General features: G+C 66.4%; 28 protein-coding genes and 1 pseudogene. 10 read left to right on the top strand and 19 right to left on the bottom strand.

Going from position 1 to position 26,395, the window contains the following annotated elements; translation table 11 throughout:
- Positions 1 to 196: 196 nt before the first annotated feature.
- The 4 genes from FXF75_RS16660 to FXF75_RS16645 form a co-directional block, all read right to left on the bottom strand.
- Positions 197 to 1,006: a hypothetical protein gene (locus tag FXF75_RS16660; protein ID WP_163522973.1), complete on the bottom strand. Its 810-nt coding sequence runs from the start codon at positions 1,004 to 1,006 to the stop codon at positions 197 to 199.
- A gap of 91 nt (positions 1,007 to 1,097) precedes the next feature.
- Positions 1,098 to 2,717: a response regulator gene (locus tag FXF75_RS16655; protein ID WP_163522972.1), complete on the bottom strand. Its 1,620-nt coding sequence runs from the start codon at positions 2,715 to 2,717 to the stop codon at positions 1,098 to 1,100.
- A 167-nt stretch (positions 2,718 to 2,884) separates the two neighbouring features.
- Positions 2,885 to 3,556 (bottom strand): ThuA domain-containing protein, encoded by a 672-nt coding sequence (locus tag FXF75_RS16650; RefSeq protein ID WP_163522971.1) that lies wholly within the window; start codon positions 3,554 to 3,556, stop codon positions 2,885 to 2,887.
- Between the two features lie 2 nt (positions 3,557 to 3,558).
- Positions 3,559 to 4,581 (bottom strand): MBL fold metallo-hydrolase, encoded by a 1,023-nt coding sequence (locus tag FXF75_RS16645; RefSeq protein ID WP_163522970.1) that lies wholly within the window; start codon positions 4,579 to 4,581, stop codon positions 3,559 to 3,561.
- A 145-nt stretch (positions 4,582 to 4,726) separates the two neighbouring features.
- On the opposite strand from FXF75_RS16645, the gene FXF75_RS16640 reads away from it, so the two are divergent.
- The gene (locus FXF75_RS16640; RefSeq protein WP_163522969.1) at positions 4,727 to 4,981 is read left to right on the top strand and encodes a hypothetical protein; all 255 of its coding nucleotides are present in this window, start codon (positions 4,727 to 4,729) and stop codon (positions 4,979 to 4,981) included.
- A gap of 30 nt (positions 4,982 to 5,011) precedes the next feature.
- On the opposite strand, the gene FXF75_RS16635 is transcribed toward FXF75_RS16640, so the two are convergent.
- A complete protein-coding gene (locus tag FXF75_RS16635) occupies positions 5,012 to 5,608 on the bottom strand; it encodes a ferritin-like domain-containing protein (RefSeq protein ID WP_163522968.1) in 597 nt (198 codons plus the stop codon).
- A 71-nt stretch (positions 5,609 to 5,679) separates the two neighbouring features.
- Here FXF75_RS16635 and FXF75_RS16630 point away from each other — a divergent pair, with 71 nt between their 5' ends.
- A complete protein-coding gene (locus tag FXF75_RS16630) occupies positions 5,680 to 5,850 on the top strand; it encodes a hypothetical protein (RefSeq protein WP_163522967.1) in 171 nt (56 codons plus the stop codon).
- A 31-nt stretch (positions 5,851 to 5,881) separates the two neighbouring features.
- Here FXF75_RS16630 and FXF75_RS16625 read toward each other — a convergent pair whose 3' ends face one another.
- The 6 genes and pseudogenes from FXF75_RS16625 to FXF75_RS16600 form a co-directional block, all read right to left on the bottom strand.
- A complete protein-coding gene (locus FXF75_RS16625) occupies positions 5,882 to 6,571 on the bottom strand; it encodes a uracil-DNA glycosylase family protein (RefSeq protein ID WP_163522966.1) in 690 nt (229 codons plus the stop codon).
- Positions 6,572 to 6,669: 98 nt separating this feature from the next.
- Positions 6,670 to 8,910: an LUD domain-containing protein gene (locus FXF75_RS16620; RefSeq protein WP_163522965.1), complete on the bottom strand. Its 2,241-nt coding sequence runs from the start codon at positions 8,908 to 8,910 to the stop codon at positions 6,670 to 6,672.
- Complete coding sequence (locus FXF75_RS16615) at positions 8,907 to 9,416, bottom strand: LUD domain-containing protein (RefSeq protein WP_163522964.1); 510 nt, start codon at positions 9,414 to 9,416, stop codon at positions 8,907 to 8,909. Before FXF75_RS16615 ends, FXF75_RS16620 begins: the two co-directional genes overlap by 4 nt.
- A gap of 262 nt (positions 9,417 to 9,678) precedes the next feature.
- On the bottom strand, positions 9,679 to 9,867 hold the full coding sequence (locus tag FXF75_RS16610; RefSeq protein ID WP_163522963.1) for a DUF5786 family protein: 189 nt from the start codon (positions 9,865 to 9,867) through the stop codon (positions 9,679 to 9,681).
- Positions 9,868 to 9,931: 64 nt separating this feature from the next.
- A pseudogene (gene tuf / locus FXF75_RS16605) lies at positions 9,932 to 11,196 on the bottom strand (translation elongation factor EF-1 subunit alpha).
- Positions 11,197 to 11,262: 66 nt separating this feature from the next.
- The gene (locus FXF75_RS16600; RefSeq protein ID WP_163522962.1) at positions 11,263 to 12,468 is read right to left on the bottom strand and encodes an MFS transporter; all 1,206 of its coding nucleotides are present in this window, start codon (positions 12,466 to 12,468) and stop codon (positions 11,263 to 11,265) included.
- Between the two features lie 255 nt (positions 12,469 to 12,723).
- Between FXF75_RS16600 and FXF75_RS16595 the strand changes: the two genes are divergently transcribed.
- The 4 genes from FXF75_RS16595 to FXF75_RS16580 all read left to right on the top strand — a co-directional run bounded on the left by FXF75_RS16595 (position 12,724) and on the right by FXF75_RS16580 (position 16,738).
- On the top strand, positions 12,724 to 13,818 hold the full coding sequence (locus FXF75_RS16595; RefSeq protein ID WP_163522961.1) for a hypothetical protein: 1,095 nt from the start codon (positions 12,724 to 12,726) through the stop codon (positions 13,816 to 13,818).
- A gap of 74 nt (positions 13,819 to 13,892) precedes the next feature.
- Complete coding sequence (locus tag FXF75_RS16590) at positions 13,893 to 14,849, top strand: VOC family protein (protein ID WP_163522960.1); 957 nt, start codon at positions 13,893 to 13,895, stop codon at positions 14,847 to 14,849.
- Entirely contained in the window at positions 14,846 to 15,535 is a 690-nt protein-coding gene (locus FXF75_RS16585; protein WP_163522959.1) for an alpha/beta hydrolase, read from the top strand. The genes FXF75_RS16590 and FXF75_RS16585 overlap by 4 nt, the downstream gene beginning before the upstream one ends.
- Positions 15,536 to 15,676: 141 nt before the next feature.
- Positions 15,677 to 16,738: a zinc-dependent alcohol dehydrogenase family protein gene (locus tag FXF75_RS16580; RefSeq protein WP_163523019.1), complete on the top strand. Its 1,062-nt coding sequence runs from the start codon at positions 15,677 to 15,679 to the stop codon at positions 16,736 to 16,738.
- 63 nt (positions 16,739 to 16,801) lie between these two features.
- On the opposite strand, the gene FXF75_RS16575 is transcribed toward FXF75_RS16580, so the two are convergent.
- Positions 16,802 to 17,017, bottom strand: a complete 216-nt coding sequence (locus FXF75_RS16575; protein WP_163522958.1) for a hypothetical protein — start codon at positions 17,015 to 17,017, stop codon at positions 16,802 to 16,804.
- Between the two features lie 192 nt (positions 17,018 to 17,209).
- On the opposite strand from FXF75_RS16575, the gene FXF75_RS16570 reads away from it, so the two are divergent.
- Positions 17,210 to 18,463, top strand: coding sequence for a hypothetical protein (locus FXF75_RS16570; protein WP_163522957.1), 1,254 nt, complete (start codon positions 17,210 to 17,212; stop codon positions 18,461 to 18,463).
- Between the two features lie 33 nt (positions 18,464 to 18,496).
- Here the strand turns inward: FXF75_RS16570 and FXF75_RS22210 are convergent, their stop codons facing one another.
- From FXF75_RS22210 to FXF75_RS16560, 3 genes are all read right to left on the bottom strand, one after another.
- Positions 18,497 to 18,640, bottom strand: a complete 144-nt coding sequence (locus FXF75_RS22210; protein ID WP_205427730.1) for a hypothetical protein — start codon at positions 18,638 to 18,640, stop codon at positions 18,497 to 18,499.
- A gap of 100 nt (positions 18,641 to 18,740) precedes the next feature.
- Positions 18,741 to 19,343 (bottom strand): HD domain-containing protein, encoded by a 603-nt coding sequence (locus tag FXF75_RS16565; protein WP_163522956.1) that lies wholly within the window; start codon positions 19,341 to 19,343, stop codon positions 18,741 to 18,743.
- Positions 19,344 to 19,501: 158 nt separating this feature from the next.
- Entirely contained in the window at positions 19,502 to 20,167 is a 666-nt protein-coding gene (locus tag FXF75_RS16560) for an HD domain-containing protein (RefSeq protein WP_163522955.1), read from the bottom strand.
- Positions 20,168 to 20,313: 146 nt separating this feature from the next.
- Here FXF75_RS16560 and FXF75_RS16555 point away from each other — a divergent pair, with 146 nt between their 5' ends.
- Both FXF75_RS16555 and FXF75_RS22800 read left to right on the top strand, forming a co-directional pair.
- Positions 20,314 to 20,652, top strand: coding sequence for a DsrE family protein (locus FXF75_RS16555; RefSeq protein ID WP_163522954.1), 339 nt, complete (start codon positions 20,314 to 20,316; stop codon positions 20,650 to 20,652).
- A gap of 148 nt (positions 20,653 to 20,800) precedes the next feature.
- A complete protein-coding gene (locus FXF75_RS22800; RefSeq protein WP_309221846.1) occupies positions 20,801 to 21,529 on the top strand; it encodes a class I SAM-dependent methyltransferase in 729 nt (242 codons plus the stop codon).
- Here the strand turns inward: FXF75_RS22800 and FXF75_RS22795 are convergent.
- The 3 genes from FXF75_RS22795 to FXF75_RS16540 form a co-directional block, all read right to left on the bottom strand.
- On the bottom strand, positions 21,514 to 22,416 hold the full coding sequence (locus FXF75_RS22795; protein ID WP_240334717.1) for a hypothetical protein: 903 nt from the start codon (positions 22,414 to 22,416) through the stop codon (positions 21,514 to 21,516). The genes FXF75_RS22800 and FXF75_RS22795 overlap by 16 nt on opposite strands.
- 76 nt (positions 22,417 to 22,492) lie before the next feature.
- Positions 22,493 to 22,969: a cupin domain-containing protein gene (locus FXF75_RS16545; RefSeq protein ID WP_163522953.1), complete on the bottom strand. Its 477-nt coding sequence runs from the start codon at positions 22,967 to 22,969 to the stop codon at positions 22,493 to 22,495.
- A 125-nt stretch (positions 22,970 to 23,094) separates the two neighbouring features.
- A complete protein-coding gene (locus tag FXF75_RS16540) occupies positions 23,095 to 24,063 on the bottom strand; it encodes an NAD(P)-dependent oxidoreductase (RefSeq protein ID WP_205427729.1) in 969 nt (322 codons plus the stop codon).
- A gap of 194 nt (positions 24,064 to 24,257) precedes the next feature.
- On the opposite strand from FXF75_RS16540, the gene FXF75_RS16535 reads away from it, so the two are divergent.
- Positions 24,258 to 25,079 carry a phosphatase PAP2 family protein gene (locus FXF75_RS16535; protein WP_163522951.1) on the top strand — a complete coding sequence of 274 codons (822 nt, stop codon included), beginning with the start codon at positions 24,258 to 24,260 and terminating at the stop codon, positions 25,077 to 25,079.
- Between the two features lie 27 nt (positions 25,080 to 25,106).
- Here FXF75_RS16535 and FXF75_RS16530 read toward each other — a convergent pair whose 3' ends face one another.
- Positions 25,107 to 26,348 (bottom strand): cytochrome P450, encoded by a 1,242-nt coding sequence (locus FXF75_RS16530; protein ID WP_163522950.1) that lies wholly within the window; start codon positions 26,346 to 26,348, stop codon positions 25,107 to 25,109.
- Positions 26,349 to 26,395: the final 47 nt, after the last annotated feature.

The following is a 26,395-nucleotide window of genomic DNA, read 5'->3' as shown; positions in this document are numbered from 1 at the left end:
AAACGATGGGGTCGAACGTCGGCGAAACTTCGTGCGAGAACGTCGTGCGAGTTCGAGGATAACACCCAACAGCGAATCGGGAGTATCGGGGCAGGAAGAAAACTGAAACCGAAGACGAGAGAACTGAAACAGTGAAGGCGTGTGATAGAGACCGAAGACGTGGAATAGCCCACGAAGACCCGACCACGAACTGCGGTTACTGGTCGTGTTCGACTTCCAGAATTCGGGAGTCGCATTCCGAACAACTGACTGCGACCACGTCCATCGTCCGACAGCACGATTCGACGGTTTCCTGTTCCATCGCGATGTCGCCGCCGCAGTCGGGACAGGCGTCGAGGAAGATTCGGAGACCGCTCAGCACGCGACTCTGGTTCGTGACGCTCAACGCGTCCCAGTCGGGGTAGCGAGTTTCGAGCACCTTCGCAGCTGCGAGGTCGGCGACGAGTGCCGCGCGCGACTCCCACTGTCCGAGGTGGCCGCCGTCGTACTGCGCGACCAGCGCTTCGTCGTGTTCGTCGAACGTGAGTTTCTCCTCCTCCACGTCGAGGACGTGACTCAGGTCGCTCTTCTCGGTTCCGTCTGACTTGATGGACTCCATGTTGTCGTACCACGTCTGTCGGAACGACTCGGAGAGACAGAGGTCGTCCATCTCCTCGCAGGGTTCGACCGCTCCGGCGTCGGCCAGCACTTCCTCCGGTTCGCGCTCGTCCTCACTGATTTCCACGGATTCGTCTTCGAGTTTGTCGAATCGCGCCAACACCCAGTCGGGGAAGTAACGCTTCGTCAACGTCGGCGTGCCCGGCACCAGATACCCCCGGAGGTAAATCGACGCCAGCGACAGCGCGAACACCACTGCACCACCGACTGGCGTCAGTAGGTATGAAGCGACCCCGCTCGCCACGACTGCGATGACGACGTTGACGATGGTACACGGTGTACATCGATTCTCGCCGGTGTACTCCGGTTGGCGGAACCGTTCTACGAACCCATTCGATTTCGTGCTCATATTGTCTGTATTAATCACTTTGCTCGTATATATTTGTCGGTGGTGCGAACGAGTCGGCTCCTTCCGATGGACGACGGTTACGCTGGTGTAGTTACTCGTACTCTAACGGCGAAATATCTTGCCACGGTGAAACTCCCTCGGTCGCCTGCTGGAGTCGCAGAGTCACTTCACCGCCGTTCGTATGGTAGTCGTCGAACGTCAGGTCGCCGCCGAACTTGCCGACAATCCAGTTCGAGAGCCAGAGACCGAGACCGCTCCCGTGGTGAAGCGCCGTCTCCTCGCCTTCTGCGAGGACTTTGCGCTCTTCCTCCGGGATACCGGGTCCGTCGTCCAAGACCGTCACTTCTACCCACTCGTCGTCCCCGCTGGCCGAGACCGTCACGCTCACCGACGGGCGGTCGCCACCGTGTTCGATGGCGTTCTCTACGATTTCGCTTATCGCGGCTTCGAGCGTCTTGTCGCCGTACACGACTGCGCTCTGTGGGGTGTCGGTCGTTATCGCGACGTCCGGGTACGACTGGCGGAACTCCTCGCAGGTTCGTTTCACGCAATCGGTCACGTCTATCTGCTTGGTGGCCCGGTTCTCGCCGTCGAGGGTCTTCCCGACCTCGCGCGCCTTCTCGCTAATCTCGATGAGTTCGCTCGCTTTCTGCCGAATGATACTCGCCTCGTTCGCGGCCGGGGGAAACTCTTCGGCGATGTTCTCGGCCCGACCCAGTACGACGTTGAGGTCGTTTCTGAGGTTGTGTCGCAGGATTCGATTGAACACCTGCAGTCGCTGTTCGCGCCGGACGAGTTCCTTGCGCGTCTGGACCGAATCGATTGCGTACGCGAGGTTGTTGCCGAACTTCGAGAGGACGCGGCGCTCGGTCTCGCCGAACGCGTGCCGGACGTCCGACCAGACGCTCAGGACACCGTACGCGCGGTTCTCGTACACGAGCGGGACCGCGGCGACGGCGTAGCGTTCGACGTTCGCGTCGACTTCGTTCTGGAACCGCTCTTTCAGTCTCGCACCGCGTTTGACCTGCACTTTTTGGGTTTCGACCGCCTTCCTCACGGGGACGCTGTCACCTTCTTCTCGGTCCCCGTCGAGAATCACGGTGTCGAGATACCGTTGCTCGACGCCCGCGGACGCCTCCGGTCGAACGGAGGCGGTCTCTTCGTCCACGGTTCCGACCCACGCGAGGAGGTAGGGTCCCGAGTCGGCGAGGCGTTCGCAGACGATTTGCTCGATATCCTCGCGGGACGACGCCTGTAAAATCGCTTGGCTCACGTCCCAGATGAGGTCGTTGACCGCGATTTGACGGTTCGCCAGTCGCTCGGCGCGTCGCCGCGAAACGGCGTTCTCGATGCGATTGGCCAACACTGCGAACTGCTCTTGGTCCGTCCCCTTTTTCAGGTAGTCGGTGACACCTGCCGAGATTGCCTTACTCGCTATCTGTTCGCTCCCGCCGCCGGTCAGGAGGATAAACGGGACGTCTCGGTCGGTCTCTCTGACCGCGTCCAGTAACTCCAACCCGTCCATGCCGGGCATGTCGTAGTCACTGACGATACAGTCGAACCGGTTGGTTTCCAACCGTTCGAGTGCTGCTTCCGCGCTCTCCACCGTGAACACGTCGATGTCGTACTCGTCGGCGAGAATTCCTGACGTGACCTTAGCGAAGAAGTCGTTGTCCTCGACGTGCAGTACACGGGGGTGCGCCTCCGGCATCCTCTGTCTTGCCGGAATCACGGCTACCTAATAAATGGTTTCCTTCCTTTAACTTTACAAAATCAGGCGGTAGAGCCGATGATTGGAGACCGAGAGGAACGACAACGCCGGAGACGGCCGTTTTACTCCCGATGAGATGAACGCGGAACGTTCCCGACTGAAGATGATTACGTTTCGACAGGTGTCGCCCACGAGACGGCGTTGGCCACGACCGTCTGAATTTCGGGGTGGTGGTAGATGGGGTACGTCTCGTGGCCCGGCCTGAAGTAGAAGATTCGGCCCGACCCGCGGCGGTAACAGCACCCGCTTCTGAACACTTCGCCGCCCTCGAACCAACTCGTGAACACCAAGGTATCGGGTGCCGGGACGTCGAACCGCTCGCCGTACATCTCGGTCTCTGGCACCTCGATGCACTCGCCGATACCCTCGGCGATGGGGTGGCCGGGTTCGACCGTCCATATCCGCTCCGTCTCGCCCGACTCGCGCCACTTGAGGCCGCAACTCGTCCCCATCAATCGCTTGAAAATCTTCGAGAAGTGGCCCGAGTGGAGGACGAGCAGGCCCATCCCCGACAGCACTCGCTCGTGGACGCGCTTGACCACCTCGTCGCTGACCTCCTCGTGGGCCTCGTGACCCCACCACGTCAGCACGTCAGTATCGTCCAGCACGTCCGGCGTGAGGCCGTGTTCGGGGTCGTCCAGCGTCGCCGTCCGAACGTCGAACCCCCGTTCGTCGAGGGACTCGGCGATGGTCGCGTGGATACCGTCGGGGTAGACCTCGCGGGCCGCGTCGTCCTCTCGCTCGTGACGGTACTCGTTCCAGACTGTGACGGTGGTCACGGTCAGTCCTCCGTCGCCGCGCTCGGTTCGGTCGCTTCGTCGTTCTCACCGCCGTACTCGAACATCGCGTCGAGGTCTGGGTTCTCGTCGAGGAGTCTGTATCCCGCGTCGGTCCGCTCCGCCACGCCGTGGCGTTCGAGGTGGTCGAGGTGCGCCCACGCCTCGCCCGGCCCGTGCATGATGTGGATGTTCGACAACTCGCCGAACAGGTCGGCGCTGACGGTCCACGCGTCGGCCTCGCCGCGCTCTCGGAGCACCGACAGCACGCGCTCGGTTCGCTCGCGGTGGTGGGCGGCGATTTCGCGCGCTCGGTCCGCGGGGTCGTCGATGGGGTCGCGGTGGCCCGGCCACGCGCGGTCGTAGCCGTTCTCGATGACGCGGTCCAGCGAGTCGAGGTAAGTGCCGAGGGGGTCCTCAACCCGGGGGTCCGCGCCGCCGACGTTCGGGGTGTACTTCGGCAGGAGCGCGTCGCCGGAGAGCAGTTCGCGGTCGTCTCCGTCGGTCAGTGCGAACCCGGACAGTCCGGCGGCGTGGCCGGCCAGGTGGACCGCTTCGAGTTCGACGCTCCCGAGGTCGAACGTCGCGCCGTCTGTGAACGTCTCGACCGCCGGGGACCGGCCCTGAATCTGGTCGTGGAGACCGAGGAAGTCGAGCAGTTCCCGGGCCTTCTCGTCGGGGACGCCCCACCGCGCGAACAGGTCGCGCTCCTCGATTTCGGTCTCGTGGTTCATGCCGTCCTCGGCGACCATCGGCGCGTCGGCCTCGTGGACGTACACCGTCGCGCCGCTCTCGTCCTGAATCTCGCCCGCGAGACCCGCGTGGTCGTGGTGCCAGTGCGTCAGCAGAATCGCGTCCACGTCGCCGAACGAGACGCCGTACTCGGTGAGTTCGTCCTCTAACTGCTCGCGGACCCCGGGCGAGGCGACGCCGGTGTCCACGAGCGTCGTCCGTCCGGAGTCGTCCCCGAACAGGTACACGTCGTTCCGTCCCTCGAAGACGGTGTTTCCGAGTTGAATCCGTTTCACGGTCGTACTCCGCGCGTGTCAGGTAAGTCGTTTTCTCTCCCGTCGTTCCCTCCGGCGTCGCCCGCCGCGGGGAGTTTTAGTACACTCGTAGTGAAAATTAGTACGGAACTTTTATGATAGATACCGTCCGCCCTTCTACCACGCGATGAGCGAACGACTGGAGCGACGGGAGCAGGACGCCGACCCGGTGAACTGGAAGCGAACCGACGGCGGCGTCGAAATCTACGACGAGACGAACCCCGACGCGTGGGTGCGGATGGAGTTCGTCAGCGGTATCGACCCGGACAAACGCCTCTACGGCATCTGCGACGACTGCGGTCTGGTCACGCCCCAACGCGCACTGCCCGCCGAGAGCATGGCTTGTGGCAACTGCGGGACGGAGTTCGGCGACGACTCGTAGTCGGCCTTCAGAACGTTCGGCAGTCGATTTTCAGAGCAGTCGGTCGATGAACGACTGGAACTCGCCGCCTTCCGAGACCGATTCGAGCGTATCGAGCGCGTCGCGGTCCTCGTTTCTGTTCTGTTCGAGTAGGTCCACCGCCTCGGGGTCGGCGTCGAGCACGTCCGCCAGCGCGAGCAGTCCCTCGTAGGCGGTGAGTTCGAGTCGCTCGGCCTTCCGACCGACGTGGTTGTAGAGCGTGTTCTGCACCGCCACGTCGTGGGAGTCGGTGTCGGCCTCGCGCTTCTCCTCCCGGAGCGCGTCGACCGTCGGCACGTTTCGCTCGTGCGGTTCGAGACCCAGCAGGTCGAAGACGCGTTCGAGGCGCTCGACGTGGACCTCGGTCTCGTCGCGGTGTTCGGCGAACCCGTCCACGAGGTCGGCCTCCGTCGCGCTGGTCTGGAGTTCGTCCAGCAGGTCGGCCAACTCCCGCTCGGCGTAGTATATCCCACGGAGTTCGTACTCGAACAAGTCCTCGGGCGTATCGAGAGCCATCTCCAGAACCGATACCCCGTACACGTCCTTAGCTATTGTTGCGGATTCGAGGGGGTCCGTCTGCGTTCGGGCCTGCCGATACCTCTCGACCATCACTCGTCGCTTTCCACTATCTTGCCGTTTCCGACACCACCGTTATCACGGATGCCGTCGTGGAGACGTTCATGGCCGTTCCGAAGCCGACATCTCCGCTCGAAATCGCGGCGGTAGCCGTCGGCGCTGTCTTCGCGCTGTTTATCGTCGTGCCGCTCGTCCCGCTGGTACTCGACCTCGTCGTCGGCGTCTTCAGGGGGTTCTTCGACGTTATCGTCCCCGGCGGACGGACGTACTCGTAGACCTCCCGACGGACCCGAATCCGTCGCTCCATCACCGGACTTCGTAGGTGTCGTGTTCCGCGAGGAACCGGCCGAGGTCCGCGGTCTGGCGGTAGTCCGACGACAGCAGGTCGGCCAGCGAGGCGGCCAGTCGTTCGCCGTCGCCGTCGTCCCACTCGCTCGGTTCCCGAACCGGGACGACCAGAAAGCCCCGGCCCGGAACGTGGTCGGCGTGGAGGTCGGCCATCCGGTCTTCTCGCTCACCGCCGTCCAACAGCGCCTCGCGGGCGGCGTAGGTCCCGAGGACGTACCGGGTCGCGCGCTCGCCCACGGGCAGGAGGACGTGGGCCGCGATGGCCCGCAACTCCGCGTCGAAGAACGGTTCCAGTTCGTCGTAGTCGCGGTCGGTCGGCGCGCGACCCTCGGGGAGACAGCACATGTGACGATAGCTGAAGAAGCAGTCCGCCGCCGCGGGTTCGTCGCTGTAGGCGTCTCCGAGCAGACCAACCTCGTTCAGGACGGGTTGGAGGCGCTCGCCCGCAAGACTGCCGGTGAACGGAATCCCGGTCTCGCGTCCGCCGTGGACGCCCGGATGGTCGCCGACCACGTGGAAGTCCGCGTTGGCGTCCCCGTAGCCGAAGACGGCGCGGGGGCCGGAGCCGTCGCCCGACCCATCGCACCCGTGGTCGCAGGGCGGCGTCATCCCGAAGGGGTTGCTGGTTCTGTCCGTGACGTTCTTCACGCCGCCGAGTAGTGGGTTCGAAGGTAAATCCGCCCCGATTTCGAGCGGCGGTGCGTGAGCGCTCGCATCAGTGGGTGAGAGACCAGACGACGTCAGCGTCACCGCGCCGGGTCGAGCAGTTCGACCGGATGACGGGTCGGCCGACCCAACAGCGAGTCCAACTGCTCCAGACAGGAGGTGCCGCTCGCGACGACGAGGCGGTCCTCGGCTTCTGGAGCGCTGAACTGGTCGCGCAACTGCTCGCCCACGTCCACGCTCAGTTCGTAGTACTCGGACTTGTAGCCAAAGCTCCCGGCCATCCCGCAGCACTCCACGTCGGAGGTCAGCACGTCGTAGCCCGCCGCCTCCAGCACGGCGGTCGTGTACGGTTCGAGGTCCAGCGTGCGCTGCTGGCAGTGGCTGTGGTACGCGACTTCCGTCCCGTCCCCGCGGGTGAGCGCGTTCACCGTCTCGTCCGCGTCCGCCTCGCCCTCTTCGAGCAGGCCGTAGACGTACTCCAGTACCTCGTAGCTGTCGTCGGCCAGCGCCTCGTGGCGCTCGGCCTCGAGGAACTTCCCGTACTCGCGCTCGAACATGGCGAGGTCACTCGGTTCTATCACGACCACGTCGCGTCCGGCCTCGACGTGGTCGAGGAGCGCGGGCGCGACCGACTCGGCCCGGCGTTTCGCGGTGGCTATCATCCCCTGCGAGAGCGGCGCGCGACCGCTCGACCCGACGTCGGGCACCCTGACCGAGACGCCCAGCGCCTCCAGCACCCTGACGGCGGCCTTCCCGCGCTCGACCTGCACGTGGTTCGTGTAGAGGTCCGGGTAGACCGCGGCGACGCGGTCGGCGTCTGTCGGCGAAATCCGGGACCCGCCGCGGTCGGCGAACCAGTCGGCGAAGGTCTCGCGCTCGAACTCGGGGAGGTCTCGTCGCCGGTCGATGCCGAGGCCGCGCTCCATCGCCCACCGCGCGGGAGCCGTCTCGGCGAGCCAGTTCGACGCGGGAGCCAGCGCCGACCCGGCGCGGGCCACGGTCGAGAAGTTGCCGAAGAACCGCTTCTGGAGGCTCAGGCCGCCCGACTCCTCGTCGGGCGTCAGCCCCTCCACCAACCAGTCGAACTCGCCGTCCTCGCCACGGTTGATGCGGTCGCGGACCACCGTGTTTATCCACGGGATGTCGATGCCGACCGGGCACTGATTCACGCAGCGCGAACACCCCGTGCAGAGGTCGTTGAACTCCGCGGCGGTATCCAACCCCTCGACACCGGCCTCCCATCCCGTGGCGATGCCGCCGGAGTAGGTCTCGCCGCCGAAGGCGTGACCGCCGACCGACTGGAAGTTCGCGCAGGAGTTGGCGCAGGCCGAACACCGGATGCAGTAGAGCGTCTCGCGCAACTGGTCGTCCTCGCGCATCGCGGTCCGTCCGTTGTCCACGAGGACGAGGTGGAACTCCCGGTCGTCCGGGTCCCCCGACTCCGATAGCGGCGTCTCCGGGTCGTCGAAGTCGACGGTCGGCGACCCGACCGGCGGACTGAACAGCGAGACGTAGGAGGTGATGTCCTGTCCGGTCCCCGACCGACCGATGAGTTCCACGAACGGTTGGAGGTCCGAGAGGTTCGGAATCAGTTTCTCGACGCCCGCGACGGCGACGTGGGTGTCCGGCGCGACGACCGATTTCCGGGCGTTGCCCTCGCTGGTCACCAGCGCGATGGTGCCCGACTCCGCGACCACGAAGTTCGCCCCCGTCATCCCCACGTCGGCGTCCTCGATGCGCTCGCCGAGGTACTCGCGGGCGAACTCGGTGAGTTGCTCGGCGGTTTCGAGCGGTTCCTCCGGTTCGAAGTGGGCATTGAACAGGTCCGCGATGGACTCCCGTGACTTGTGGATGGCCGGCGCGACGATGTGGGAGGGCGCTTCGTCTGCCACTTGCAACACGAACTCCCCGAGGTCCGTCTCCCAGACCTCGACGCCAGCGTCTTCCAGTCGCTGATTGACCTCTATCTCCTCGGTGGTCATCGACTTGCTCTTGACCAGCGTCTCGGCGTCCCGGCGCTCGCAGACCTCTTCGACGTAGCGGTTGGCGTCCGCGGCGTCGTCGGCGAGGTAGACGGTGCCGCCGTTGGTCTCGACGCTCTCGCGGACCCGTTCTATCAGGTCCGGCAGGCGCTCGATTGCGTCCTCCTTGATTGCCCGCGCCTCCTCTTTCAACTGCTCGTAGTCGTCCAACTTCCCGACCGACTCGTAGCGCCCCTCGTTGAAGCCGCGGGTGTTCGCCGCGACGCTGTCGCCCTCCTCGTCGAGGAGTCGCCGAATCTCCGCCGCCTTCGCCTTCCGGGTCGCGCGGTCGGAACTCATCGGTCCTCCAGCAGCAGGACGTGGACCGCCTTGGGACCGTGCGCTCCGTACACCAGTTCGCCCATGTCGGCGGTCGCGCTCGGTCCCGTGGCGACGACGACGTCGTCGGTGCCAGCCGCGAAGGCGGTCTCCAGTCGCTCGAAAGCGGCGGGCATGTCCGGGACCACGTCGCTCTCGCGCAGGACGGCGACGTGGGTCTCGGGGAAGAGACTCACCGGTTCGTCGCCGTCGGGCGACGACCGGACGACCACCGACCCGTAGTCGGCGATGCCGAGTTCGACGGCGGTCACGCCGGTCTTCGCCGCTCGCAACTGTGACGGGGTCGGGTCGAGTTCGACCTCGGTGTCCGCCAACGAGACGCCATCGAACGGAAGGGGCGACCCGACCGCGGGCGTCTCGACGACCGAGGTCAGCGCCGCCTCGAACGACCCGGTCTCGACTCTCGTTCGCCCGACGTTCATCCGGCGGAGGGACGCTTCGAACTGACCGAGGATGTCGGTCTCCATGGTTCGGGATAGCGTAGCAACTGTAATTGATTTTCGCTTAGCGGCGGTCTCCGGGCGAGCAGTCACGTCCGACCTCGGTTCCGCGAGGGGTCGAGTCGGTCGAGCCTCTGGGTCTCCGATTTCGGAAGCGACGCTGAGGACCGAGACTGACGAGCGACGACGGAGGTCCGAACTGAGAGCCGAACGCGTGTTCGGAACTACGATGAACGATGAAAATGCAGAAAAACGCCGTCTTCACCCCCGCTACCCCTCTCGGGGTGGGCTACTCCTCGTCGTCCTCGCCGCTGTTCTTTATCTCGTTCAGTTGGTCGAGAAGTTCGTCCTGCGAGGCGTCCGAGTCGAACGAGACTTCCCCTTCGTGGGTGTTCTCGTGGACGGACACGCCGTCGTCCTCGTCGAAGTCGTTTTCTTGGTCCTTTTGTTCGGACTCGTCGTAGCTACCAAAACCCATACCGAACACGAGGGTCTCCGAGTAGTAAAGTCATCCGGTGTTCGCCGAGGTGTCGCTCGGCGACTCAGCGCTCGGTGACTTCCAGCACGCGTCCGGCCGCGATGGTCTGTCCCATGTCCCGGATGGCGAAGCTCCCGAGTTCCGGAATCTCCGACGAGGGTTCGATGCTCAGCGGCTTCTGGGGCCGGACCGTGATGACCGCGGCGTCACCGGACTGGATGAAGTCGGGGTCCTCCTCCTCGACCTCGCCGCTGGAGGCGTCTATCTTCTGGTCGATGGACTCCAGCGTGCAGGCGACCTGCGCGGTGTGAGCGTGGAAGACCGGCGTGTAGCCGTCGGTAATGACGCTCGGGTGCTGCATCACGACGATTTGCGCGGTGAACGTCTCGGCCACGCTCGGCGGGTCGTCGGCCGGGCCGCAGACGTCGCCGCGGTGGATGTCGTCCTTCCCGATGCCGCGGACGTTGAACCCGACGTTGTCGCCGGGTCCCGCCTCGGGCACCTCCTCGTGGTGCATCTCGATGGTCTTGACCTCGCCGCCCACGTCGGAGGCTGGAACGACACGTTGTCCCCGGTGTTGAGCATGCCCGTCTCGACGCGTCCGACCGGGACCGTCCCGATGCCCGAAATCGTGTAGACGTCCTGAATCGGGAGTCGGAGGGGTGCGTCGGTCGGCGGCTCAGGCTCTTGGAGGTCGTTGAGCGCCTCCAGCACGAGTTCGCCGTCGTACCACTCCATGTTCCCGCTGCGCTCGACGACGTTGTCGCCCTCCAGCGCGGAGATGGGAATGAAGCTGGCGTCCTCGGTGTTGAACCGGACTTGATTCAGGAGGTCCTGCACCTCGGCGACGACCTCCTTGTAGCGGTTCTCCTCGTAGTCCACCCGGTCCATCTTGTTGACGCCGACGATGAGTTCGTTGATGCCCAGTGTCCGCGCGAGGAAGACGTGTTCCTGCGTCTGGGGCGCGACGCCGTCGTCGGCGGCGACGACGAGGACGGCGTTGTCGGCCTGACTCGCCCCGGTAATCATGTTCTTCACGAAGTCGCGGTGGCCCGGCGTGTCCACGATGGTGAAGTAGTACTCGTCGGTCTCGAACTCCTGATGGGCGATGTCGATGGTGACGCCGCGCTCGCGCTCCTCGGCGAGGTTGTCCATCACGTAGGCGAACTCGAACCCGCCCTTGCCCTTCTCCTCGGCCTCCTCCTTGTGCTGTTCGATGACGTGTTCGGGCACGCTCCCCGTCTCGAAGAGGAGTCGTCCCACGAGCGTCGATTTTCCGTGGTCTACGTGGCCGATGATGGCCAGATTCTGATGTGGTTTGTCTGCCATGGTATTCCCCACCGTACAACTGTGGTAGTCGTCCCGCAGAACCAAAAGGGCTTCCGGCGATTGAGGTCACCGCACGTCCGGCGCGTACCACGCCAGCGCCACGCCGACGACCGCGACGACACCCGCGAGCAGGAACGCCGGGCGATACCCCACGCGGTCGATTATCGCGCCCCCGGCTATCGGGGCGGCGAACGCGCCGAACAGGCCGACGCTGGTCAGCATCGAGATGGCCGTGGACCGGACCGTCGGCGCGACGACTTCCGCGACGTAGGTGTAGAGCAGGCCGATGGTGAGTTGGACAGCGAACCCCGCGACGAGTAGGAGCGCGATAGCGGGACCGACCCGCGAGACCACCACGAACCCCGTGACCGCCGGCGCGGCCGCGACGAACGCCAGCAGGACGACCGGGCGGCGCTCCCCGCCGAACAGCCGGTCCGAGATGACGCCGCCCCCGGTCCGCGAGACGACGCCGACCGCGGGGAACAACGCGGTCAGCAGTCCGCTCAGCGCGAGCGAGACGCCGAGGCGGTCGGTCAGATAGCTCGGGAGCCAACTGTTGAGGAACAGGTACAGCGAGAACGCCAGAAACGAGAGGGCGTAGAGCGTCCACGCCGCCCGATTGGCGAGTAGGTCGCGCACCTCGGCGCGACTCGGCGCGCCGGTCTCGACCGCGAGGCTCCGGCCGCGCGTCGCCAGCAGGAACACCGCGACGCCGACCACTGCGATGGCCGTGAAGATGGGGAGCGTGGCGGGCCACCCGAACAGGTCGGCCAGCAGCGGACTACCGAACTGCCCCAGCGCGAACCCGACCGGCGCGCTCGCGGTGAACACGCCGACGGCCGTCGCGCGAACGTCGGGACCGACGGCCTGCCCGACCACGTTCGCCCCGGCGTTCCAGAACACGACGTAGGCGAACCCGCCGAGGATTCGCGAGGCGAACAGCCACCAGTAGGCCCCCGCCGTCGCGGCGACCCAGCCCCAGCTACCGGCGACCAGCAGTGCGACGGCGGCCGCGGCGACGGCCTTCCGGACCGACACCCGGTCGAGCGCGACCCCGACCGGGACGCTGGCGACCACCGCAGTGAGGTACATCACGCTGACAAGCCATCCGGCTAACGTCGGACCGACGCCCAGCGACTCGCGGACCAGCGGCAGGATACTCGCCGGTGCGATTTCGTACGCGCCCGCCGCCGTCGAGAGCGCGAAGAGTCCGGCGACGAGACCGACGGTCTGGCCGCGAGAGGGGGTCGGCGCGTCTTCGTCGTCGCTCACGCCGCTACGTTTTCAGGACGGGTTTAAAGTTCCGGCTGTCTCGGAAATCACGGTGACGGGGAGGGCGCGGTCAGGTGGGGTCTCGGTCAGGTGTGCTTTCGATGATAACGAGGTCCCGGCGTCGGGTGCGCACCTGAAGTGTCGAACCGAGAACAAAAATACGGTTCAGCTAACACTTTTGGCCGATTCGCGCGAACCTCGATTCGTGCGACTGACCCCAGATTCACCCACGCGATGTGCCGGGAGCGCGATACGATGACCGTCTGGAGGAGCGCCGACCCGGAGACTCGACTGACCCGCGCCGACGACGCCGCCCCGCCCCGAGAGACAGCGCCCGCCGACGCGCAGGCCGCGGTGAACTTCGTCGTCTTCGAACCCGAGTGGCTCCCCGACGACTGTCGCGTCGAGACGGTCACTCACCGCCCCGAGCAACCGCCCGGCCGCCCGAGCGACGTGGCCGCCGAGGACATCGACCAGACGCCCCACAGCGACGGCAACCCCTGCAGCGTTCGCACCGCGGTGGCGGGCGAGGACCGGCGGCTCAGGCTCAAGCAGTTCTGCTACGACTGGGCACCGCCCTCGGCGAGTATCGCCCCGCTGTGGCGCACGCCCGACCCCGCGCCGTTCGAGTGCGGCGACGCGGTGGGGTGGCTCGGCACCGACTACAAGGACAACCGCGGTGCCTGCGTCCAACGCGACCGAACGCAGGTCGAACTCTCGGTCTCCGAGGGCGAGTTCTCCGACGAGGAACTGACGCGTCTCCTCGACGGACTGACGCCCGCCGACCCCGAGGGTGCCCGCCGAGTCCGGCGCGTCCCGTTCCACAGGCTGAACTATTGGGTGCGCTACGGCTGCCGCCCGCCGGTCGTTCCCCACGGCCTGTGGGACTACGCGCCCGAGCATCCCTACGAGGCCAGCCTCGTCCTCTCACCGGTCGCGCTCCGGACCGACTCGCCGGTCCCGGCGCTCGTCCCCGGTGGTTCCGATAGTTCCCCCGGCGGGCAGTTCGTCCTCGACTCCGCACTGACGTTCACCGAAGCGGACGCACTGGAGGCGGTCTTCCGGAACCGAGCGAACGGGAGCGACCACCTCTGGCTACTGGCGGCCGACGAGGACAGTCCCCTCGCACCGTCGCTCCCGCCGGACCCCTCCGACCAGTCGGCCGAGACGCGGGCCGCCCTCGACCTGCGGGGTACGACGGTCCACTACGCCGCGCTGACGGAGGACCGCGGCGCGTGGGAGGCCCTCTGGGCCGAAGACGGCGTCCGCTACGCCGTCTGGGCCGGGTCGTCGCGCTCGCTGGACGGGGCGGCGTTCCGGGAACTGGTGGACTCGATGGAGTCGCCCTGACAGTCGGCGGACCCACCGCGAGTTGCCGAGGCCGCCACAGTCATCCTCGCGCGACCGAAACCTACGCACGACCGATGCTCGACGACTCTCCGGGCGTCCACCACGTCACCTCGATAGTGGGCGACCCCCAACGCAACGTGGACTTCTACGCGGACGTCCTCGGTCTCCGCCTCGTCAAGCGGACGGTGAACTACGAGGACATGCTCCGGTACCACCTGTACTACGGGAACGAGACCGGCGACCTCGGGACGCTCCTCACCTGTTTCCCGTACCCCAACGACGTGCCGGGCCGCCTCGGCAAACCCCAGATAAGCGGCGTCTCGTTCGCGATTCCGCCGGGTTCCGTTCCGTACTGGACCGACCGCCTCGACGCTCGCGGCGTCGACGTGACGGGACCCCGCCGCCGCTTCGACGAGACCGTCCTCCGGTTCGAGGACGACGCCGGAACCCCGGTGGAACTCGTGACCGCCGACTCGCCCGTCAAACCGTGGACCGGCGGGTCGGTTCCGGCCGACGCCGCGATTCGGGGCGTCCACGGCGTCACCCTGTTGCCGACCAACCCGTACACGACCGCGGGAACGCTCGAAACGCTCGGCTTCGACCTCGCTGGCGAGGAGCGCGACGGCGACGTCAATCGGATTCGGTACCGCGCCTCGGGCGACCACGCGACCGTCGTGGACGTTCTCGACCGCTCGGCCTCCTTCGGCCGCGAGGGAATCGGGACGATTCACCACGTCGCGGTTCGCGTGGCGAGCGAGGAGCAACTGTACGAGTGGCACGACCTGTTCCGGGAGCGCGACTACGACGTCTCCCGGGTGCGCGACCGCCACTACTTCCACTCGCTGTACGTCAGGGAACCCGGCGGTATTCTCTTCGAACTGGCGACCGAATCGCCGGGCCTCACCGCCGACGAGGACCCCGCGACGCTCGGCGAGTCGCTCGTCCTGCCCGACTGGTTCGAGGAGGACCGCGACCTGATAGAGCGCCAACTCCCGCCGGTCGAACTCCCGCGCAGGAACGAGTCGGAATGACCGACGGTTCCGACGACCGGCAGAGTCCTGCTGGTTCCGCGGAGGACCCCCACGCCGACCAACACGTCGTCACGGCGGGCGCGCCGATTCGGGCCGCCGAGGTCGCGGTCGTCCTCCTGCACGGTCGGGGCGCGACGGCGCAGGGCGTGGTCAACCTCGCCGAACCGCTCTACCGCCACGGCGTGGCCTTCTTCGCGCCGCAGGCCGCCCGGAGTCGGTGGTATCCCCACTCGTTTCTGGCCCCGGTCGAGCGCAACGAACCGCACCTCTCGTCGGCGCTCTGCGCGGTCGATGCCGTCGTGGACGACGCCGTGGCGAAGGGCATCCCGCTCGACAGGGTGGTGCTGTTCGGTTTCTCGCAGGGGGCCTGCCTCGCGGCGGAGTACGCCGCGCGCAACCCACGACGGTACGGCGGCGTCGCGGCGCTCTCCGGCGGTCTCGTCGGTCCGCTGGACGCCCGCAGGGTGTACGACGGCTCGCTGTCTGGGACGCCCGCGTTCTTCGGGTGCGGAGACGCCGACGACCACGTCCCGGTCGAGCGCGTCCGTGAGACCGCAGCGGCGTTCCGGGACCTGAACGCCGAGGTGACCGAGCGAATCTACCCCGGACTGGAACACGCCGTGAACGACGACGAGATGGCGTTCGTCGGGTCGCTCGTGGAGCGACTCGCTGGGTCGCCGGAGTGAGGCCGAGCGTCTCTCGGAATTGTCCTGCGGAGGACGCCGATGTCTCTCGGCGTCCTCTCCCGAGTGTCGGCGACGCCCGACCATCTCGCCGCGACCCACCGATTTAACCCCGCACCGACCCACCGGACTGATAGTACCAGCATGAGAGCAGCAGTTCTGCGCGAGTACGGCGAACCGCTCGAAATCGAGCAGGTCCCCGCCCCCGACGCCGACGACCACGGCGTCGTCGTCGAGACCGAGGCCTGCGGCGTCTGCCGGAGCGACTGGCACGCGTGGCAGGGCCACGGCGAGTGGGCCGACGACCAAGTACCCGAGGGCCAAATTCTCGGCCACGAACCCGCGGGCACCGTGGTCTCGACCGGCCCGAACGTCGAGCGCTTCCGCGAGGGCGACCGAATCGCGGTCCCGTTCAACCTCGGACGCGGCGACTGCGAGCACTGCCGGAACGGCCACGGAAACGTCTGCGAGGACGGACTGGCGCTCGGGTTCGAGGCCGACGCGCCCGGCGCGTTCGCCGAGCGGGTCCACGTCCCGTACGCCGACTACAACGCCGTGGCGCTCCCCGACGGCGTCTCGCCGGTCGAGATGGCCGGACTCGGCTGTCGGTTCGCCACGGCGTACCACGGACTCGCTCACCGCGCGGACCTCACCCCCGGCGACTGGGTGGCGGTCCACGGCTGCGGCGGCGTCGGTCTCTCGGCGGTCCACGTCGCGGACGCGCTCGGTGCGAACGTCGTCGCGGTGGACCTCGCGGACGAGAAACTGGCGAAGGCCGAGGAGTTGGGCGCGGACGAGACGGTGAACGCCGGAGCGGTCGCCGACGTGCCCGGGCGAATCCGTCGTCTCACCCCCGGCGGCGCGCACGTCTCGGTGGACGCGCTGGGCGTCGCCGAGACCTGCCGCAACTCCGTCGCGTGCCTCCGCAAGCGCGGCCAGCACCTCCAACTCGGCCTGACGACCGACGAGGAGCGCGGCGAGGTGGCGCTCCCGACCGACGCGATGACGATGAACGAAATTACGTTCCTCGGGTCGCGCGGGATGCCGCCGACGCGCTACGGCGAACTGCTCCGGATGATGGACCGCGGCACCGTCTCGCCCGCCGAACTGGTGACGCGGGAGGTCGCGCTGAGCGACGTGCCCGACCGACTGGCGGCGATGAACGACTACGGCACGGTCAGCATCGAAGTCGTCACGGAGTTCTGAGCTAGGAGCGCCGGTCCGTCCGAAGAGTAGACCTGGCGGTCCCTTTCGGCCGCGATTCCGGTGCTACTCGCCGTCGCGGTTCGGCCCGGCGAAGTCTCCGCGAAGATAGAGGTGGAATATCAGGCCCGGGATGCCGAGGACGCCGAGTCCGAGCGCCCACGCGAGCGGCCGCGACTCGCCGCGCCGCTTCCGGTCTCGATAGACGTAGTACGCGACTGGCGGCCCGAGAACCAGAACGGTCGCGACGAACCGGACGAACTGCCACGATACGTCTGTCATGCATGCGACAGTAGTGCGTCTCGATAGAAAAACGTGTTCCATTCACCGGTCGTTCGGGGTGACTGTCACGTTCGAGGGCGTTCCGCGCGCTTCCGAAACGACCCACGAGCCGTCTCGGATTCCGGGGATTAGAGGTTCGATACTGTCGATACGCTGTGAATAACTTTGATTCCACCCCTCGTAGCGCTCCGTATGGGCAACGAGAACTCTCGTCGGCGGTTCCTCGCGCGAGGGGTCGCCGCCGCAGGTGTGACACCGTTCGTCGGCCGCTCCGTCTCGGCGCACGTCGCGCCCTCGAAGACGCTCACAATCGAGAGCGACGGCGGCGGATTCGCGGCCTACGAGTTCACTGTGAGCGGCGACCTCGGACAGGAGGACAGCGGCGACCGGGTCGGCGGCAGTCGCGCCGCGGGCAACGTCGGTCCGGAGCGGGGAACCGACACCTTTCGATACTCCGGGGATATCACCGGTCTCGTCCTCGCAGGTCCGGCGACGCTCTCCCGCGACGGCGAGCGAGTCAAACCGTCGTCGTTCCCGCGACCGACCGGGTCGCTGGCGGGCGACGATTTCGACGCCGGGTCGGGGACCGACCGTCTTCGCGTCGAGAGCGACGGCGGCGGCGTCGCAGTCTACGAGTTCACGGCCAGCGGTCCAGTCAGACAACGCGACGGCGGCGACAGCGTCGATGGGTCGCGGGCCGTCGGCCACGTCGGTCCCGACCGCGGCGTAGACGAGTTCGATGTAGAAGGCGAGATAACGACGTTCGCGCTCGCCGGTCCCGCCACGGTCTCGCTGAACGGAAACGAGGTGACGCCCTCCCGGCCCTCGCCGACCGTCTCGCGCGGCAGTCCGAAACGGGAAATCACGGTCAAACCGGACGTCCCGGTGTTGTTCGAGACCGCCGTCAGCGACTACCCCGGCGACTACGTCTCGGCGGAGTGGTACGTGGACGGCGACCGGCGCGTCGGTCCCGACCTGTTCTACGGCCACCTCGGTTCGAGCAGTCGAGCGACGTTCACCCATCGCTTCGAGTCGCCCGGTACCCACCGAGTTCGCTCGGCGGTCTACCGCGAGGGCGAGTCGTCTCACGAGGGCGACGACCCAATCGACACCGTCAGTTGGACGGTCGAGGTCGGTTCGGACGGGAATCGACCGCCCGTCGTCGAGCGTCTGAACCCCTCGGCCAGAATCCTGCGGACGGAGTACGAGACGACCGAGCGGATTCAGTTCGAGGTTTCCGCGACAGACTCCGACAGCGAACTCGACCGCGTGGTCTGGTGGATAGCGCAGGGCGACTCGGTCCACGGCGTGTCGCAGGTTTCGGGCGAGTACGACACCGCCAGAATCAGCTACGACGTCGACCCCGGTCTCCCCTTCGGCGCGTACGCTATCGACGAACACGGCGCTATCTCGCGGTTCCGCGGGTGGAACGTCAAAAGCGAATAGGCGAAAACGAAAACGTAAACGCAAACGGAAACGCTACTCCGACCCCCAGTCGGAGATGCCGAGGACCGAATCGCACTCCGGGCAGGTCCAGACTTTCGGCGTGCTCGCGCGCTCTCCCTGCTCCAGTCGCTGCGCCCACTCGGTGATGTCGGACTCACAGTGTGGACATGTTGCCATGAACTGCGTTACCACGGGCGGCGGTTTGTAAGTTCGGGCGGAACCGGAGTCGGGAACCGCTTCGGACGGGACCTCCGCTACGGACTCGGATTCCGTCCCCTCAGTCGCTCGTCTGCGAGTACGTCTCGACCCACTCCTGTAGCGTGATGCCCATCGCCGACTGGGTAATCGCGTTCGAACTCGCCGAGTTGGCGCTCTTGACCAGTTCCGCTTCCAGCGTCCGCTTGGGTACCTCACCGAGGAAGTGGGGAATCGCCCGCTGGACCGCCAACGGACACCCCACTTCGTGGGCCAGCGCGTACCCCGAAATCGAGTGGGGAATCTCCTCGCTGACGTAGGTCGGGTCGGGGTCCAGCAGTTTCTCCCCGTCCACGTGGTCCACGTACTCGTAGCACTTTCCAACGTCGTGTAGCAGACAGGCGGCCCGAATCACGTCGAGGTCGGGGTCTGCGCCGTGGAACTCCCGCTGTTCCTCGGCGGATTTCGCGGCGATTCGCGTGACCCCGCGGACGTGTTCGACGTTCGAAACCTCGTGAATGTTCCACGCGTAGGGAACGTCGGAGACGTCCTTCCATCCGCCACGTTCGAGACCGAGCGTCCACGCCTCCGTGACCTGCTCGCGCAGACTCTCGTCCTCGATGTCCCGAATCTCGGGGAAGGCCGATTCGACCTGCTCGCGGTAGTCCGGAGCTTCGTCGGTCATACGTGTCGAATCTCTCGGCCGGACCGTAAGGGTTCGTGTCTCGGAACTGAACTGTCGGCGGACGCAGTTCCGCGGCCTCTCGCCTCCGCGTCGTCGCGAGTCTCGACCGCAATCTTCTGCACCCGATACTCCGCGTTCTGTCCGAGTCTCTGTAGGGACTATCCCTTTCCGTGGACCCCTATCTCGCGGTCGAACTGCGCGAAGAACTCCTCCATGAAACGCCACCGCGACTCTCCGAGACGTCGTCCGGGTGGCGTGTGGACCCTAGCCAGACGCTCCTTCGCCCAGTCTCGGAGAAGAGCAATGTCCGGAACGTCCGAGGTTTCCACTCCCCGAACTGCCGAGTTCCCGATTGCCGCGTACTTCTCGCCCGCTCTCCCCGAGCGCTCGCCGACGATACAGGCCATGCGAGCGATACCGACCGCGCCGGTCGCCTCCAACTTGTCCGCGTCGAAGAGCAGTTTCGCCTCGGGACTCTCCGGGTCCGGGGAACTCGACCGAATACTGTGCGTTCGGATACAGTGCTGGACGGCCTCGATTCGGTCGGCCGCCACCTCCTCGTTTTCGAGGAGGTCCCTCGCCTCCTCCGCGGCCCACCTGTCGTGATTCTCGATTTCGCCCGACCGCTCAAGCGGGCGACCGATGTCGTGTAGCCACGCCGCCGCGGAGAGAACCTCTCTATCGACCGTCCGCTCCCATTCGTTCGCCAATCGAACCGAAAGACTCCGAACTCGATTGGCGTGGAACTCGTCGTGCCCCGGGAGGGCGTCTTCGTAGTACGACAACGACACCGCTTGGGCGAGGGGACCTAGTTGCTGTGTCACGGGTGGTGTGAGCGGTCCATTCCCAGCGGCATAGTGGTTGTGGAGTTGTCATACGGCTGTCCGAAACGAACGCGCTCCCCGTGGCATTTCTCGTCGCAGGTCGAGGGGCCAGCAACCACTTCCGAACCAGCGACGTACGCAAGACGATGCGAACCGCATTCCACCTCACGAGCGGCGACGAGGACCACCAGAACACCGTCCTTACGATAGCGGAGAACCTCTCGAAGGACGAGACCATCGAGATGGATGACATCGCGGTCGTCGCGCAGGCCGAGGGCATCGACCCAGTTACGCGAGACGGAACCCACAGCGACACGGTGCAGGAACTCCTCGACTCGGGCATCGCGTTCAAGGCCTGTAGCAACACCCTCGACATGATGGACCTCGACGACGGTGACCTCGTCGAGGGCGTCGAGACGGTCTCCTCGGGCGCGAGCGAACTGACCCGATTGCAGGAGGACGGCTACGCGTACCTCCAGCCCTGAGAACCCGGCCGACCCGCGCTTCAGTTCACTCTTTTCCACGCAATCGAGGCAGTGACCGGAGCCTCTCACCGACGCGTATCACGCGCAGGTTCGACACGCCGTCTGCATAATGGTTGGATTTAATACTATTCTGTGCGTCTTCAGTCGCGTGAACGAGAATCTGTACGCGGAGTACCCCGAGACCTACGACGCCATCTACGCCGAGAAGGACTACGACGCCGAAGTCGAGTTCGTCCTCGACCGATTCGCGGCGGTGGCCGGGGGCGACGCCGACGCAGAGCGCGCGCTAATCGTCGGCTGCGGTACCGGTGAACACAGCAAGCGACTCCGCGAAGAGGGATTCGAAGTCGTCGGCGTGGACAAGTACCCCGCGATGGTCGAGCGCGCCCGGACGAAGTCGGATGCGGAGTTCCGGGTCGGCGAACTGCCGGACCTCCCGGTGGACGGGCAGTTCGACCTCGTCTGGTTCCCCTTCACGGTCGTCCAGCACCTCGACCCCGACGCCGTCGCCGAGAGTCTGCGCGCAGCGGCCGACCACCTTACGGCGGACGGCGTCCTCGTCTTCGACCAGTTCGCGACCGGCGAGGAGGGAACCTACCCGCGACTCGTGTCCTACGAGTCCGACGATGGAACCTACGCCCGACTCACCGACGTTCACGAGGTGGGCGACTCGTCCTACCGCTGGGACTCGCTCGTGTTCACGCCGGACGGCGAGTTCTTCGCGGACACCCATCGCCTGTACGACCACGACGCCGCGTACCTCGACGGCGTCTGCGGCGTGCTAGGTCTCTCGGTCGAACGCCACGGTTGGTACGACGCGGACGCAGACCCCGACGAGAGCGGCCACGCCGTCTTCGTGGCTCAGAACACCGACTGAGTCCCCCGGAACCGCTGGAATCGCCGGAGGTACACCGCGACGGCGTCTTCCCCCCGAACTCGTCGAATCGCGTACTCGGTCGGGTAGAACCCGCGAGTCGGGAACCGCCGCGGGGTGGGAACCTCGCTGACGACCCTCCCCTGCAGGTTCTCGAGGAACTGTCTCGTTATCATGGGTTCGAGGAAGTTGATTCGACCGTCGAACGACCCGTAGATGTAGGTGTGCGTGAACTGCTCGCCCTGCAGTTCGGGCGCGTCCCGCTTCACCCAGTGGTTGCCCATCCCCGGAACCACGTCGTCGGTCGGCACGTACCCCGGCGGTCGCTGGGCGTCTGGGAGCGGTTCGGTGGCCCGCTCGTACACGTCGCAGGGCACCGGACTGTCGTTCTCCCCGTCGCCGTCCGCGTCGCACCCGCCCGGCGGAATCCGTCGCTCGACTCGCTCCTGCGGGTCGAAGTAGAAGTGGAAGTCGAAGTGGGGCACGTCGTACACGTCCTCCGGCCCGTGTCCGTGCGGGTTCCAGTCCGCGGTCAGCCACTCGACGTTCGCGACGGTCGCGGTCCCGTCCGGGAGCGGCACCGTGTGCCTGACGTGGTCGCCCTCCTCGGGCAGTCCGCTCAGCGCGTCCTCGCTCAACCAGACGCCGAGGAAGCGCGGCGCTCCCGAGCGTCCCCGCGTGAGGAAGGCCCGCGCGTCGCCGTTCCCCACCGATACCGCGTTCCCCCACCGGGTTCGTTCGCTCGGCGGGAACCCCTCCTGCGCGCTCGCTGTTCCGCCGGTAGCGAGACCGAGACCGAGCGCGGACAGTCCGCCGCCGACCGTCCGAAGCGCGGTTCGCCTGTCTATTCGAAGCGATGCGTCGCTTTCGGAGTCGCGTCCTCTGACCATTCTCGTTCCCCCCAACTCCGACAGTGCGACGACCGTGTAGATATAGTTTGCCCGGGGGTCTTCGAACGCCGCCCGACTATCCCTGCGTCGTCCCGCACTCGGTGCAGGTGAGTTCGAAGGTGCCGTCCGCCATGCCCACGTCCTGCGTCGTCTCGGCCTCGCACTCCGGACAGTAGGCCCGCGACTGGAGTTCGTCCCAGTCGTGCATCGCGCCGGGCGCGCCGAGCGCCCACCCCTCGACGGTCGTCTCGCCGTCGTTGTACCCCTTCTGGAACTCGCCGGGCGGGAACCGAATCAGTTCGCCCGCTTCGACTTCGACCGCCTCGCGGTCGAGTCCGACCTCGAACGTCGCGGTCCCCGACTCGACGTAGAACACCTCCTCTTGGTCGTTGTGTCGGTGGAGACCGCCGGAGAACGACTCCCCCGACTCCAACTCGAAGTAGTTCATCGCGAAGTGGTCGGTGCCGAGCGCCCGAGAGACCGGCTTGCGGACGCTGTGAACCTTCATCGGATTCCGCTCGTTCTCGACCGCTTCGATGGCGACTTTCTCCATGGCGGACACAGGTCGGACGCCCGGAAAAAGTTGTTCGAACTGATATTCGGTTTCCGAGGATTCTCCCGTAAGCGCGGACGGTACCGGGAGGAAACGCTTCCGAAAATCGGCTCGCCGGTCTCGTACTACTCCAGCGGGTCCAGTCCCTCTTCGGCGCGGAGGGCGTCGATGTAGGCCCGGAACCCTGTTTCGAGGTCGTACTCCGGTTCGTACCCTAAATCCTCTCTGGCGTCGGTCATGTCGAGTCGCTGGGTCCACGGGAGTTCGCCCTCGTCGCTGACCTCGATGTCGGCGTCGGGCACGATTCTGCGGACCGTCTCGGCGGCCTCCCGAATCGTGGCGACCTCGCCCCGGACGTTGTAGATACGCTGGCTCAGGTTCTCCTCGGGCGCGAACGCCGCCTTCCGGAACGCCTGTGCGATGTCCTCGACGTACTGCCAGTCGATGACTTGGTCGCCGTACTCCACCGAGAACGACTCGCCGACCGCCGGTTTCTCCACGATGTCGGCGAGGAACGCCGACCCGCCGGTCTCGCGGTAGGGACCGTAGGCCACCGTGGGGCGCAGGCCGACGTGGCTCACGTCGTGGTCCTCGAAGTAGACCTTGGCCTGATGCTCGTTGTACTCCTTGGTCGCGCCGTAGAGCGTGTCGGGGTAGACCAAATCCTCTTCGTCCACCCAGTCGCCCTCGTAGTTCGCGGGCGGCGCGTACACCGCGGCCGAGGACGCCCACGCCACGCGCTCGACTTGGTCGTCGAGGGTCCGCGCCGCCTCGAAGACGTTGTTCGTGCCCATCACGTTGACTTCGGCCGCGCCCCGGGGGTTGTCTCGCGCGAGGTTCGTCAGCAGGGCCGCGAGGTGGACGACGCGGGTCGCGCCCGACTCGCGGACCGCCCGAATCACGCTGGTCGGGTCGGTGATGTCGCCGCGGACGACCTCCACGTCGTCGGCTACGCCGAGTTTCTCCAGAATCCGCGTGTCGGTCGAGAGGTCGTAGGCCACCACGTCGTGGCCCGCCTCCGCGAGGTCCTGCGCGACGTAGGAGCCGATGAAGCCGGTGCCGCCCGTGACGAGTACGGTCGCTGATTCGCTCATCACTCGCAAATATATCCGGAACCCTCAAAAAAAGTGCAACACGCCGAATGAAAATTCGTTGACTCGATACCTCTCCCACAGCGTTATCACTCACACGTCTCCTTCGTCAGCTATCGACCTCACCCCGCCGTGTCGGTTCAGAGATGCGGCGTTGCCCGCCACGTACAAGGTTCGGTCGTGCCTATACCCCGACGATGACTGCGACTCCGGTCGTGGGTCACGAAATCGGCGAGTTCATCCGACAGGTGATTCCGCCGTGGCTGATACCAGTGTTCGTGCTCATCACGCGAATCGGCAATCCCGCGTTCTTTCTTGCGCTGTTCGTCCTCGACTACTGGTTCGCCGACCACGAGCGGGGGTCCCACGCCATCGGACTGGCGATAGCCGGGATGGCGCTCGTCACCGCGCTCAAGACGTTCTTCGACGCGCCGCGGCCCTCGGAGATGACCGCCGTCATCCCGATTTCGGGCTACAGTTTCCCCAGCGGCCACGCGACCGGTTCGACCATCGGGTACGGCATCCTCGCGTACGACTTGGAGGTCGGGTCGCGGCGCTCGCGGTACGCGGTCGCCGCCGTCCTCGTCGCGCTGATAGCCCTCTCGCGGGTCGTCCTCGGCGTTCACTTCGTCCGCGACGTGGTCGCGGGGATGATTATCGGCGTCCTCTTCCTCGCGGCCGCGTTCGCGCTGACCGAACACGACCCGCGGGAGGCGTTCGTGCTGGCGCTGGCGTTCGGGGCGCTCGCGTTCGTCGTCAGCGGCGCGAGTCACGACGGGGTGGCCGTCCTCGGCGCGGCGGTCGGCGGGGCGCTGACGTGGGAAGCGCTCGATTCGGTCCCGACGCTCGACTCTCTCCGTAGTAAACTCCTGTTGCTCGTGGGCATCCTCCCCGTCCTGCTCGGTATCGGCTACGCTGGCACGGAGTTGGACGTTCCGCTCGCGTTCGCGTTCGTCGCCAACGCCGCGGTGATGGCGGGGGCGCTCGCCGCCCCGGTCGCCGCCGAACGGTTCGGTTGACCCCGATTCCGCCCTTCCCGGAAGACGCTAACTCCGCTCGGAGTACCGAATCGGGAGCGACTCGACGCCGTAGACGAACGAACTCCGAGTCGGGCGCAGTTCGGCGTCGGCGATGCGGAGGTCCTCGGCCCTGTCGAGCAGTTCGCCGAGCGCGATTTTGGCTTCGAGTCGCGCCAGCGGTGCACCCAGACAGTAGTGGGTGCCGTGACCGAACCCGAGGTGCTGGTTCGGCGACCGGTCGGGCCGGAACGCGTCGGCGTCCTCGAACCGTCGCTCGTCGCGGTTGGCGGACCCGAGCCAGACGATGACCCGGTCGCCCTCCTCGACGGTCTCGCCGCGCATGGTCACGTCCTCGGTCGCGATGCGGGTCATCGCCTGCACCGGCGACCGATAGCGCAGCGTCTCCTCCAGCGCGGTCGTGAGTCCGCGCTCGTCGCCCCGGAGTCGCTCGAAGAGGTCTTCGTCGGCGTCCGCGAAACACCTGACCGCGTTCGCTATCAGGTTCGTCGTCGTGATGTTGCCCGCGACCAGCAACAGGATGCACATGCCCAGCGCCTCCTCGCGCGACAGGGTACTGCCGTCGCTCAACTCCGCGGTGGCGATTTGGGACAACAAGTCGTCCCGCGGGTTCTCCCGGCGGTCGCCTATCGCCTCTACGAAGTACTGGGCCATCTCCATCTGGGCCTGCTGCTGGCGCTCGGCGTACTCCTCGCTACCCTCGTCGTCGCTCGCGGCCGAGACGAGGGTGTCGGACCAGCGCTTGAATCGGTCGCGGTTCTCGGCGGGGACGCCCAGCAACTCGGCGATGACCGTCACCGGGAAGGGGTACGCGAGGTCCTCGACCACGTCCATCCGGCCGCCGCCGTCCTCCACGGCGTCGTCGAGCAGGTCGCCCGCGAGGTCCCGGAAGTGCGACTCGCGTTCCCGCAGCGCCCGCGGTTGGAACTCGTCGTCCACGACGCCGCGGAGTTCGTCGTGGCGCGGCGGGTCCTGAAACAGCATCGTGTCGAAGATGAGACCCTCGCCCGGGTTGTCGGGTTCCACGAAGTCGCTCGCGAGTCGCGGATTCACCGAGAACGCCTCGTCGTCGTCCAGAATTCGCTTGACGTCCTCGTACCGGAACACGTCCCACGTCCGGCGGTCGGGGTCGTACCTGACCGGGTCGTCGTCACGCATCTCGCGGTACCAGTCGAACGGTTCGAGCCACGACTCCCTGCTCGCCAGTTCCTCGGGGAACGCCTGCAGGCCTTGCGGGTTCGCGGAACTCATGTTACCTCGCTACGACGTTGGCGCGTTAAACTGTCCGGATTGGTAGC

It is taken from the genome of Halorussus sp. MSC15.2, assembly GCF_010747475.1.
Classification (GTDB): Archaea; Halobacteriota; Halobacteria; order Halobacteriales; family Haladaptataceae; genus Halorussus.
The sequence above is the reverse complement of the archived record's forward strand: the minus strand, read 5'-3'. Positions and strand labels throughout refer to the sequence as shown.

Excerpts from the sequence above, each read along its gene's own strand:
- FXF75_RS16660 (WP_163522973.1), bottom strand. The coding sequence starts at position 1,006 with ATGAGCACGAAATCGAATGGGTTCGTAGAACGGTTCCGCCAACCGGAG.
- FXF75_RS16655 (WP_163522972.1), bottom strand. The coding sequence starts at position 2,717 with ATGCCGGAGGCGCACCCCCGTGTACTGCACGTCGAGGACAACGACTTC.
- FXF75_RS16640 (WP_163522969.1), top strand. The coding sequence starts at position 4,727 with ATGAGCGAACGACTGGAGCGACGGGAGCAGGACGCCGACCCGGTGAAC.
- FXF75_RS16635 (WP_163522968.1), bottom strand. The coding sequence starts at position 5,608 with ATGGTCGAGAGGTATCGGCAGGCCCGAACGCAGACGGACCCCCTCGAA.
- FXF75_RS16630 (WP_163522967.1), top strand. The coding sequence starts at position 5,680 with ATGGCCGTTCCGAAGCCGACATCTCCGCTCGAAATCGCGGCGGTAGCC.
- FXF75_RS16620 (WP_163522965.1), bottom strand. The coding sequence starts at position 8,910 with ATGAGTTCCGACCGCGCGACCCGGAAGGCGAAGGCGGCGGAGATTCGG.
- FXF75_RS16615 (WP_163522964.1), bottom strand. The coding sequence starts at position 9,416 with ATGGAGACCGACATCCTCGGTCAGTTCGAAGCGTCCCTCCGCCGGATG.
- FXF75_RS16610 (WP_163522963.1), bottom strand. The coding sequence starts at position 9,867 with ATGGGTTTTGGTAGCTACGACGAGTCCGAACAAAAGGACCAAGAAAAC.
- FXF75_RS16595 (WP_163522961.1), top strand. The coding sequence starts at position 12,724 with ATGACCGTCTGGAGGAGCGCCGACCCGGAGACTCGACTGACCCGCGCC.
- FXF75_RS16590 (WP_163522960.1), top strand. The coding sequence starts at position 13,893 with ATGCTCGACGACTCTCCGGGCGTCCACCACGTCACCTCGATAGTGGGC.
- FXF75_RS16585 (WP_163522959.1), top strand. The coding sequence starts at position 14,846 with ATGACCGACGGTTCCGACGACCGGCAGAGTCCTGCTGGTTCCGCGGAG.
- FXF75_RS16580 (WP_163523019.1), top strand. The coding sequence starts at position 15,677 with ATGAGAGCAGCAGTTCTGCGCGAGTACGGCGAACCGCTCGAAATCGAG.
- FXF75_RS16575 (WP_163522958.1), bottom strand. The coding sequence starts at position 17,017 with ATGACAGACGTATCGTGGCAGTTCGTCCGGTTCGTCGCGACCGTTCTG.
- FXF75_RS16570 (WP_163522957.1), top strand. The coding sequence starts at position 17,210 with ATGGGCAACGAGAACTCTCGTCGGCGGTTCCTCGCGCGAGGGGTCGCC.
- FXF75_RS22210 (WP_205427730.1), bottom strand. The coding sequence starts at position 18,640 with ATGGCAACATGTCCACACTGTGAGTCCGACATCACCGAGTGGGCGCAG.
- FXF75_RS16565 (WP_163522956.1), bottom strand. The coding sequence starts at position 19,343 with ATGACCGACGAAGCTCCGGACTACCGCGAGCAGGTCGAATCGGCCTTC.
- FXF75_RS16555 (WP_163522954.1), top strand. The coding sequence starts at position 20,314 with ATGCGAACCGCATTCCACCTCACGAGCGGCGACGAGGACCACCAGAAC.
- FXF75_RS22795 (WP_240334717.1), bottom strand. The coding sequence starts at position 22,416 with ATGGTCAGAGGACGCGACTCCGAAAGCGACGCATCGCTTCGAATAGAC.
- FXF75_RS16545 (WP_163522953.1), bottom strand. The coding sequence starts at position 22,969 with ATGGAGAAAGTCGCCATCGAAGCGGTCGAGAACGAGCGGAATCCGATG.
- FXF75_RS16540 (WP_205427729.1), bottom strand. The coding sequence starts at position 24,063 with ATGAGCGAATCAGCGACCGTACTCGTCACGGGCGGCACCGGCTTCATC.
- FXF75_RS16535 (WP_163522951.1), top strand. The coding sequence starts at position 24,258 with ATGACTGCGACTCCGGTCGTGGGTCACGAAATCGGCGAGTTCATCCGA.
- FXF75_RS16530 (WP_163522950.1), bottom strand. The coding sequence starts at position 26,348 with ATGAGTTCCGCGAACCCGCAAGGCCTGCAGGCGTTCCCCGAGGAACTG.